This is a genomic window from Nocardiopsis sp. CC223A (assembly GCF_030766825.1).
Classification (GTDB): Bacteria; Actinomycetota; Actinomycetes; order Streptosporangiales; family Streptosporangiaceae; genus Nocardiopsis.
This window is the reverse complement of sequence record NZ_JASFDV010000139.1, coordinates 1-8,870: the sequence shown is the minus strand read 5'-3', so window position 1 is coordinate 8,870 and position 8,870 is coordinate 1. Positions and strand designations below refer to the sequence as shown.

Here is an 8,870-nt window from a genome sequence, read left to right as displayed (position 1 = left end):
GCGGTGGCCCTTTTGGAAACCTTCACCTCTGTCGCGAAGACCCCCTATGGCCGGGCACCCCACTGGCCTGACACGGCTATGGCGAGCTTCCCGGTCGGGTGAACAACCCCCCGGGGCGAATGCCCCGGTTCACCCTCCGGGCTGGGGCCGGGGTTCCCGGGCGGGTGGACAACCCCCCCGGGGCGGGGGCGGCGCGACGCCCTCCGGCCCGGGGCTGAGCTTTCCGGTCGGGTACAACCCCCTGGGGCCGGGGCCACGGTTCTCTTCCCGGCTGTGGCCGGGGTTCCCGGTCGGGTGGACACCCCCCGGGGCGGGGGCGGCGCGACGCCCTCCGGCAGGGGCCGGGGGCTCCGGGCGGGTACAACCCCCCGGGGTCGGGCACCCCACTGGCGTGACACGGCTATGGCGAGCTTCCCGGTCGGGTGAACAACCCCCTGGCGCGAAGGACTCCGGTTCTCCTCCCGGCTGGGGCCGGGGATCCCGGTCAGGGGAACGACCCCCTGGCGCCGGGCCGGGAGGACCACCGCGGCCTGCACCCCTCTGTGTCCGGGACGGAGGCGATGCCCACCCCGGCCCCTCGGAGTCGAAGGAGACGATCCTCCCGCCGACCGTGGCCGGGCCCCCGAACAGCGCACCCGCCACCCCCCACAGCGCTGAAAGGACACGGGCGGACACACAAGCAGCCCAGCCCGGCCCGACCCGGCCCGACCCGGACCGCGCAACACGACCACCACGCCCCCACCCCCCGCGCCCGAGGCCGCGCAATGCCCTCCGCCTCCGGCCGTGACCGGGGCCAGGCCTCCAGGGCCGGGCCCGCCCCCTGTTCCTGGGCGGGGACAAGACCACCACCCCCCGGGTTCAGGTCCCCGTCGGGGCGACCCCGCGTGCGGGCCCGCGGCCGATCTCGTCGATGTCGAAGGTGGTCAGCGCCTCGGCCACGAGGGTCCCGGTCCGCTCGGCGGCGGTCAGTCTCTCCTTGACCTGCGCCATGGTGCGTGGCCGCCACCCCGGGCCGTCGCAGCAGGTGGAGTGGAAGGTGACCCCGGCACGGAGCAGTACCCCCAGCACCCGCCAACCGGCGTCGTCTCCGCGCCGGGGGACCTCCAGGTCGCTTCCGGTGTCGATCAGCTTCCCCGCGCAGTTCGGGCATACCCGGGTGCGCGGTTCGTGGAGGCGGTGCTTGAACGCGGCCCGGCACTCCAGGCACACGTGGTGGCGTCCGAGGTGGCCGGGGCGGGTGCACATGCGGGCCGGTATCGCCCGGGTCGTCATCGACCTGCAAGAACGAGAGGGCGGGGAGGCCACTCCATGCCGTGGGGCATGGCGAGGAGGAACCGCGCACACCCGGGGAGCCCGACGGGGGTCACTTTCCGCGGGACTCCAGGGACAGCAGGAACCTCTTGCGCTCCAGCCCGCCCGCGTACCCCGTGAGGGTTCCGTTCGCCCCGATCACCCGGTGGCAGGGGACGATGATGCTGATGGGGTTGCGCCCGTTGGCCATGCCCACCGCGCGGGACGCGGTGGGCCGGCCCAGTTCCTGGGCGAGCTCCCCGTAGCTCGCGGTCTCCCCGTACGGGATGGTGGTCAGCGCGGTCCACACGCGCCGCTGCCACTCGGTCCCCGCCGGGGCCAGGGGCAGGTCGAACTCCGTGAGCGTGCCCGCGAAGTACGCGCGCAGCTGGGCGGCGGTGTCGGCGAGCACGCCGGTGTCCTCGCGGACCCAGTCGGCGGGCACGCTGCGGGGGCTCCCGTCCTTGTCCGGGGTGAGCACGCCGCCCAGGGCCTCCCCGTCGCCGTACAGGGTCAGCTCCCCGACGGGCGAGTCCATGGTGGTGAACCGGGTCGGTCCCGGTGCCGGGTCCTTGAACACGACGGCGGCTTCGCGTGCCGGGTCGGGTACCTCGATGTCGAGGGGCAGCATGTCCATTCCCGTGTCCGTTCTCATATCCGTGTCCGTTCTCCTGACCGGGGCCTTCACAGTGAGGCCCACAGCAGGTGGGTGGCGTAGGAGCGCCAGGGGCTCCAGGTCTTGTCGTCGGGAGTGCCGGTGAGCGCCTTGCGCACGCCCAGGTCGGTGCCCAGGAACACGTCCGGGTCGCCCAGGCCGCGCATGCGCACGTAGGCGGCGGTCCACGGTCCGATGCCGCGCAGCTCCTGGAGGCGGCGCTCGGTGCCGTCGCGGTCGCAGCCCGGGCCCAGGTCGACCTCGCCGCCGGCGAGGGCGGCGGCCAGCCCGGTGAGGGTGGCCGCGCGGGCGCGGGTCAGCGGCAGGTCGTCCGGGTCGGCCGCGGCCAGCGCCGCGGGGGCGGGGAACAGGTGGGTGAGGCCGCCGGTGCGCAGTTCCGGGGCCAGGGGTTCGCCGTACGCCAGGACCAGGCGGCCCGCGAGTGTGCGGGCGGCGGCCACGGAGACCTGTTGGCCCAGGACCGCGCGCACGGCCAGCTCGGCCGGGTCCGGGTGGCCCGGGGAGCGCAGCCCCGGGGAACGGGCGGACAGCGGGCCGAGCAGGGGGTCGCCGGCGAACGTCTCGGCGACGGCCTGCGGGTCGGCGTCCAGGTCCAGCAGGCGGCGGCAGCGGCGCACCGCGCCGGTCAGGTCGCGGGTGTCGGTCAGGCGCAGGCGGCACAGCACGTGCCCTGGCCCCGGGGACAGTTCCGCGGTGCCGGGGCCGTGCGGCAGGCGCAGCGTGCGCCGGTAGACGCCGTCGCGGAGCTCTTCGACGCCCGGGACGGCGCGGGCGCCGAGGAAGGCCAGGGTGCGGTCGAGGTCGAACGGCGCCCGGTAGGCCAGGCGCAGTGTGATCGTGTCCGATTCCGGCCGCACGGTGCGCCCGCGCATCTGCGTGGGAGCCCGGCCGAACATCGCGCGCATGGTCTCGTTGAACTGCCGCACGCTGGAGAACCCGGCCGCGAACGCGATGTCGGTCATCGGCATGTCCGTGGTCTCCACCAGTGTGCGCGCCGTGCGCGCCCGTTCGGTGCGGGCCAGCGCCAGCGGCCCGGCGCCGAGTTCGGCGGTGAGCAGCCGGTTGAGCTGGCGTTCGCTGTAGCCGACCGAGGCCGCGACCTCGCGCACGCCGCCGCGGTCGACGGCACCGTCCTGGATGAGCCGCATGGCGCGGCCGACCACGTCGGCGCGGATGTTCCACTCGGGCGAGCCCGGGGTGAGTTCGGGGCGGCACCGCTTGCAGGCGCGAAAGCCCGCCTCCTGGGCGGCGGCGGCCGTCGGGTAGAAGTCGACGTTCTGCCTTTTGGGGGTGCGCGCCGGGCAGCTGGGACGGCAGTAGACACCGGTGGTGCGCACCGCGGTGTAGAACATCCCGTCGAACCGGGAGTCCCTGCCGTGTACGGCGCGGTAGCGCTGCTCATCGTCCATCACGACATCCATACTCGCCGATCACGGGGGCCCGGACCGGCGGTTTTCGGACATCGTGGTCAGGCCTCTCCGGAGTGCTCTTCGAGGTACTCGATGTACACGGGGCGCAGCGCCTCCTGGACCTTGGGGTCGTTCTCGGCGGACAGCGCCTCGTACACGAACCCGGACAGCTGGGCGACGCTGGCCTCGCTGGCCTCCCGGTTCCCGGCGATCGCCTCGGCGGCGGGGATCAGCCCCAGGAGTTTCCAGAAGAAGCGCAGGTCCCACTTCTTGCGCGCCAGTTCGACGGCGCGTTCGCGCAGTTCGTCGGTGCCGAGCGAGTCGAGTTCCCGTTCCTGTGCCATGCTCCGGACCATACCCGTCCCCGCGCCCCGCCGCCCGTAGTGACCTGGGTTACTCTTCAGGGCATCGGATTGTTCTCGCATCGGGGTCCTCACAAGGGGCCGTGAGGGGTTGGACCATGGCAGGTGCAGCACGGGTCGTCGTCGCCAAACCGGGGCTGGACGGGCACGACCGTGGAGTGAAGATCGTCGCCCGCGTGCTGCGCGACGCCGGTGTCGAGGTCATCTACACGGGGCTGCGCCAGACGCCGGAGATGATCGTGGCGGCCGCCATCCAGGAGGACGCGGACGCGATCGGGCTGTCGGTGCTCTCGGGCGCGCACATGACGATGTTCACCCGGGTGCTGGAGCTGCTCAAGGAGAACGGCGCGGAGGACATCCGGGTGTTCGGCGGCGGGATCATCCCCGATGAGGACATCGCCGAGCTGGAGCGGCTGGGCGTCGCGAAGATCTTCACACCGGGTTCGCCCACGGCGGAGATCGCCGAGTGGGTCAAGGAGAACGTGCGTCCCGCGCACGCCGCCTGAGCCGTGGCGTGACGTTGGTCGCATGCCCGTAACGTGTGGGTTCGCGACTTTCGTCTCGTTCGCAGTGTTATAGAGCGTGGCGCTCGTCACAGATTTTCCCACCGGGGGCTCCCCAGGGCCGCCTGCGCGGCTATCACCAGGGCGGTCGGCGCGGCCAACGCGCCCCCGGTGTCCGGCATCCGGATCTCGGGCGACTAAGCTTTGCGCATGTCGCGGGTGGCTGAAGACGCCGCGGCGATCTCGATCCCTGTGGTCGGCTCGACCCCCGTCCGGGGCCATCCCCGTTCGGGGCATCCGCGGCGTGTGACACGCGGTGGCGAGCCGGATTCGGACCCATGCCACCCCGGTAGACATCCTGAGCCAGCGAGTTACAAGGACGGACCCTCGTGGACCTGTTCGAATACCAGGCGAAGCAACTCTTCGCAGAGTACGGAATTCCCGTACCCCAGGGGAAGGTGGCGAGCACGGCCGCTGAGGCACGTGCGATCGCCGATGAGTTCGCCGCCGCGGGCAAGCCCCGCGTCGTCGTCAAGGCCCAGGTCAAGACCGGTGGTCGCGGTAAGGCCGGCGGCGTGAAGGTCGCCGAGGGCCCCGAGGACGCCCAGGCCAAGGCCGAGCAGATCCTCGGCATGGACATCAAGGGCCACACGGTCCACCGCGTCCTGGTCGAAGAGGCCTCCGACATCGCGGAGGAGTACTACTTCTCCTTCCTGCTGGACCGGGCCAACCGCAACTTCCTCTCGATCTGCTCCGCCGAGGGCGGCATGGAGATCGAGGAGGTCGCCGAGACCAACCCCGACGCCGTCGCCAAGATCGCGATCGACCCGCTGACCGGGGCCCCCGAGGCCGTCGCCGCGGAGATCGCCAAGGCCGGCCGCCTCCCCGAGGCCGCCGCCGCGGGCGCCGCCGAGATCATCGCCAAGCTGTGGCAGGCCTTCGTCGGCAAGGACGCCACGCTCGTCGAGGTCAACCCGCTCATCCTCACCAAGGACGGCCGCGTCGTCGCCCTGGACGGCAAGGTCACCCTGGACGAGAACGCCGAGTTCCGCCAGGACCTGGAGAGCCTCGCCGTTCCCGAGGAGGGGGACCCGCTGGAGGTCGCCGCCAAGGAGAAGAACCTCAACTACGTCAAGCTCGACGGTGAGGTCGGCATCATCGGCAACGGCGCGGGCCTGGTCATGTCCACCCTGGACGTGGTCGCCTACGCCGGCGAGGACTTCGGCGGCGTCAAGCCCGCCAACTTCCTCGACATCGGCGGCGGCGCCTCGGCCGAGGTCATGGCCAACGGCCTGGAGATCATCCTGGGCGACCCCTCGGTCAAGAGCGTGTTCGTCAACGTCTTCGGCGGCATCACCGCCTGCGACGCCGTCGCCAACGGCATCGTCCAGGCCCTGGAACTGCTGGAGGGCCGCGGCGAGGACGTCACCAAGCCGCTCGTCGTGCGTCTGGACGGCAACAACGCCGAACTGGGCCGGCAGATCCTCACCGAGCGGGCCCACCCGGCCGTGCGCCAGGTCGACACCATGGACGGCGCCGCCGCGCAGGCCGCCGAACTCGCGGCGAAGTAGCAGGGAGCAACACACCATGGCCATCTTCCTCACCAAGGACAGCAAGGTCCTCGTCCAGGGCATGACCGGCTCGGAGGGCACCAAGCACACCCGCCGCATGATCGCCTCCGGTACCACCATCGTGGGCGGCGTCAACCCCCGCAAGGCCGGCCAGGCCGTCGACTTCGACGGCACCGAGATCCCGGTGTTCGGCACCGTCGCCGAGGGCATCGCCGCCACCGGCGCGGACGTGACCGTGATCTTCGTGCCGCCCAAGTTCACCAAGGACGCCGTGATCGAGGCGATCGACGCCGAGATCGGCCTGGCGGTCGTGATCACCGAGGGCGTGCCGGTGCACGACACAGCCGCGTTCTGGTCCTACGCCCGGTCCAAGGGCGACAAGACCCGGATCATCGGCCCTAACTGCCCGGGTCTGATCACCCCGGGCCAGTCGAACGCGGGCATCATCCCGGCGACCATCACCAAGCCGGGCCGGATCGGGCTGGTGTCCAAGTCCGGGACGCTGACCTACCAGATGATGTACGAGCTGAGCGACATCGGTTTCTCCTCGGCGGTGGGCATCGGCGGGGACCCGATCATCGGGACCACGCACATCGACGCCCTGGCGGCGTTCGAGGCCGACCCCGACACCGACGTGATCGTGATGATCGGTGAGATCGGCGGTGACGCCGAGGAGCGGGCGGCCGCGTTCATCAAGGAGAACGTGACCAAGCCCGTGGTGGGTTACGTGGCGGGGTTCACCGCTCCGGAGGGCAAGACCATGGGTCACGCGGGCGCGATCGTGTCGGGTTCCTCCGGCACCGCGGCCGCGAAGAAGGAGGCGTTGGAGGCCGCCGGCGTCAAGGTCGGCAAGACCCCCAGCGAAACCGCCAAGCTGGTGCGCGAGCTGTTCTAGCGGTTCAGGCCGTCACGGCCCCGTTCCGCGCCTTCGGGCGCGGGCGGGGCCGTCGCCGTCTCACCCGCCGGTGATCTCGCCGGGTCCGTTCCCGCGGCGCCGGCGGCGGGCCAGGGCCGTGATGAGGCCGGGCACCACCATCAGGCAGAAGAAGCCCAGGAAGACGCTGATGGCGGTGACGTTGCCGGAGATGAACGTCGGCAGGCCCCACACGAAGAGCAGGAACCCGCCCCAGCCCAGGACGGACGGCAGGTTGTCGTCGTTCTTCCTTTTCTTCTTCGCCACGGACCGGCCGGTCTCGGCCAGGTCCACCGGCCCCTCGGCGTTCGCGGCGGGGGCGACCGCCGCGGAGGCGGACAGCGCGCTCGGGTGCAGGTTCGGGGGCAGGTCCTCGAACAGCGGGACCAGGTCCCTGCCGGTGACGGCGCGCAGGGCGGCGCCGGATCGCTCCTCGTGCTCGTCGACGGTGAGCCTGCCCTCTTGGAACGCGGTGCGCAGGGACTCCAGCGCCTCGTCGCGTTCGACGTCGGAGAGGCGGTAAGGGGCGGGATCCGGGCCTGTCATCTTCGTCCGTTCGAGCGGGGGAGTCGGCGTCTTCATCGTATGACGGACGTACCGGCCAGGGGGTTCCGGAACGGTCCCGCCGGGACGGGGAAGCACGACACGCGCGGCGGGGATGGCGCGGAGCAATCCGGTCCCTGGCAGCATAAGTCGGGTGAGCACGCCAGGATCTCCCCCCGACCCAGCCCGCCGCACGGGAACCGCGGACGCGCCGCGCCCGATCTACTCGACCGGGGGCGTGGCGGCCGCGACCGCCGCGGGCATCGGCCTGGCGGTCATCGTCACCCTGACCATGGTCGGGTGGGTGGCCGCGCCCCACGACACGTTCGGCGAGGAGATCGTCGACCTGTTGCAGGGGGCGGTGCTGGCCTGGCTGGTGGGCCACCACGTGTCGTTCGCGGTGCCCGAGGGGAGCATCAGCCTGCTCCCGATCGGCCTGGTGCTGCTGCCGGGGCTGCTGCTGTACCGGGCGGGCCGGTGGATGGCGCGCAACTGCGAGATCGCCCGGCTGCGGCACGTGCACCGGGCGGCGATCGCGATCGCCGGGCCGTACGCGGCGATCTGCGGGACGCTGGCGCTGCTGGCCCGCACCGAGGCGGTGGAGCCGAGCATGCCGCGGGCGCTGCTCATGGGGTTCGTCATCGCGTTCCTGGCCGGCGGGCTGGGGGTGCTGCGCCAGCTGATGCGGGACAAGGGTGTGGTGGCCCGGGACCTGCTGGGGCTGATGCCCGCCCGGTCGCGGTCGCTGCTGGTGGGGATGCTCGCCTCCACCGGGACGCTGCTGCTGGGCGGGTTCCTGCTGTTCCTGGTGGCGCTGGCGGTGAGCCTGCCCGAGGCGGTGGAGACCACGCGGCTGCTGGCCCCGGGGTGGGTGGGCGGTCTGCTGCTCCTGCTCATCCAGCTCGCCTACCTGCCCAACGCGGTGGTGTTCGCGGTCTGCTACGCCCTGGGTCCCGGGTTCGCGGTGGGGGAGATGACGGTGGTCGCTCCGACGGGGGTGTCGGTGGGGCCGCTGCCGCTGCTGCCGATGCTGGCGGCGCTGCCGGAGAACGGGGCGGCACCGGTGCTGTCGCTGGTGGCACTGACGGTGCCGTTCATCGCGGGGGCGGTGGGCGGGGTGCTGACCCAGCGCAGTGCGCCGGACGTGGTGAGCGAGTCCGCGCCGCTGTGGGGGTTCGTGTGCGGGGTGACCACCGGGCTGCTGTGCGCGGCCCTGGGGGCGCTGGCGGGCGGCTCCCTGGGCGGGCAGCGGCTGTCGGACGTGGGGCCGTCCGCCTGGCAGGTGGGGCTGGTGGCCGCCCTGGAGGTGGGGGTGGCCGCGGCGATCGCGGCGTGGATCGCGAACTGGTGGTACACCCGCCGCTCCCCGGCCGCCGCCGCGGAGTCCCCGGCGGCCCCCGTACAGGAGTCGGGCGCCGAGCCCGCCGCGCGGGTGGAGCTGCCCGCCGACGTCCCGGTGGGCGAGGGGCTGGCCACGGTCACCCCGCTGCGTCCGCGGGAGGACAGGGGCGGCGGTGTCGCCGTCGAGGAGCCGCCCGAGGCTCCCGCCGAGGACACGGCGCCGGCCGGGCCCACCCCGGAGGAGGAGCGCGAGCGCAAGGAG

At 72.6% G+C, this 8,870-nt stretch carries 9 protein-coding genes; 4 read left to right on the top strand and 5 right to left on the bottom strand.

What is annotated here, in order from left to right:
• Positions 1-858 precede the first annotated feature (858 nt).
• From QJS33_RS30505 to QJS33_RS30490, 4 genes are all read right to left on the bottom strand, one after another.
• Positions 859-1,245 carry a hypothetical protein gene (locus tag QJS33_RS30505; protein WP_306371536.1) on the bottom strand — a complete coding sequence of 129 codons (387 nt, stop codon included), beginning with the start codon at positions 1,243-1,245 and terminating at the stop codon, positions 859-861.
• A gap of 118 nt (positions 1,246-1,363) precedes the next feature.
• A complete protein-coding gene (locus QJS33_RS30500) occupies positions 1,364-1,927 on the bottom strand; it encodes a methylated-DNA--[protein]-cysteine S-methyltransferase (protein WP_306371535.1) in 564 nt (187 codons plus the stop codon).
• A gap of 47 nt (positions 1,928-1,974) precedes the next feature.
• On the bottom strand, positions 1,975-3,375 hold the full coding sequence (locus tag QJS33_RS30495) for a DNA-3-methyladenine glycosylase 2 family protein (protein ID WP_306371534.1): 1,401 nt from the start codon (positions 3,373-3,375) through the stop codon (positions 1,975-1,977).
• Positions 3,376-3,434: 59 nt separating this feature from the next.
• Positions 3,435-3,719: a hypothetical protein gene (locus QJS33_RS30490; RefSeq protein WP_306371533.1), complete on the bottom strand. Its 285-nt coding sequence runs from the start codon at positions 3,717-3,719 to the stop codon at positions 3,435-3,437.
• A 116-nt stretch (positions 3,720-3,835) separates the two neighbouring features.
• Between QJS33_RS30490 and QJS33_RS30485 the strand changes: the two genes are divergently transcribed.
• The 3 genes from QJS33_RS30485 to sucD all read left to right on the top strand — a co-directional run bounded on the left by QJS33_RS30485 (position 3,836) and on the right by sucD (position 6,706).
• Positions 3,836-4,243 (top strand): cobalamin B12-binding domain-containing protein, encoded by a 408-nt coding sequence (locus QJS33_RS30485; protein WP_306371532.1) that lies wholly within the window; start codon positions 3,836-3,838, stop codon positions 4,241-4,243.
• A gap of 386 nt (positions 4,244-4,629) precedes the next feature.
• The gene (gene sucC / locus QJS33_RS30480) at positions 4,630-5,811 is read left to right on the top strand and encodes an ADP-forming succinate--CoA ligase subunit beta (RefSeq protein WP_306371531.1); all 1,182 of its coding nucleotides are present in this window, start codon (positions 4,630-4,632) and stop codon (positions 5,809-5,811) included.
• A gap of 16 nt (positions 5,812-5,827) precedes the next feature.
• Positions 5,828-6,706, top strand: a complete 879-nt coding sequence (gene sucD, locus QJS33_RS30475) for a succinate--CoA ligase subunit alpha (protein WP_306371530.1) — start codon at positions 5,828-5,830, stop codon at positions 6,704-6,706.
• Positions 6,707-6,766: 60 nt separating this feature from the next.
• On the opposite strand, the gene QJS33_RS30470 is transcribed toward sucD, so the two are convergent.
• Positions 6,767-7,270 carry a DUF1707 domain-containing protein gene (locus QJS33_RS30470; RefSeq protein WP_306371529.1) on the bottom strand — a complete coding sequence of 168 codons (504 nt, stop codon included), beginning with the start codon at positions 7,268-7,270 and terminating at the stop codon, positions 6,767-6,769.
• 151 nt (positions 7,271-7,421) lie between these two features.
• Here QJS33_RS30470 and QJS33_RS30465 point away from each other — a divergent pair.
• Positions 7,422-8,870: DUF6350 family protein (locus tag QJS33_RS30465; RefSeq protein WP_372339745.1), on the top strand; the 1,449-nt coding region annotated here is incomplete at its 3' end.

What these genes read in the sequence shown, in the direction of transcription:
- QJS33_RS30505 (WP_306371536.1), bottom strand. Translation starts at nt 1,245, where the DNA reads ATGTGCACCCGCCCCGGCCACCTCGGACGCCACCACGTGTGCCTGGAG.
- QJS33_RS30500 (WP_306371535.1), bottom strand. Translation starts at nt 1,927, where the DNA reads ATGGACATGCTGCCCCTCGACATCGAGGTACCCGACCCGGCACGCGAA.
- QJS33_RS30495 (WP_306371534.1), bottom strand. Translation starts at nt 3,375, where the DNA reads ATGGACGATGAGCAGCGCTACCGCGCCGTACACGGCAGGGACTCCCGG.
- QJS33_RS30490 (WP_306371533.1), bottom strand. Translation starts at nt 3,719, where the DNA reads ATGGCACAGGAACGGGAACTCGACTCGCTCGGCACCGACGAACTGCGC.
- QJS33_RS30485 (WP_306371532.1), top strand. Translation starts at nt 3,836, where the DNA reads ATGGCAGGTGCAGCACGGGTCGTCGTCGCCAAACCGGGGCTGGACGGG.
- sucD (WP_306371530.1), top strand. Translation starts at nt 5,828, where the DNA reads ATGGCCATCTTCCTCACCAAGGACAGCAAGGTCCTCGTCCAGGGCATG.
- QJS33_RS30470 (WP_306371529.1), bottom strand. Translation starts at nt 7,270, where the DNA reads ATGACAGGCCCGGATCCCGCCCCTTACCGCCTCTCCGACGTCGAACGC.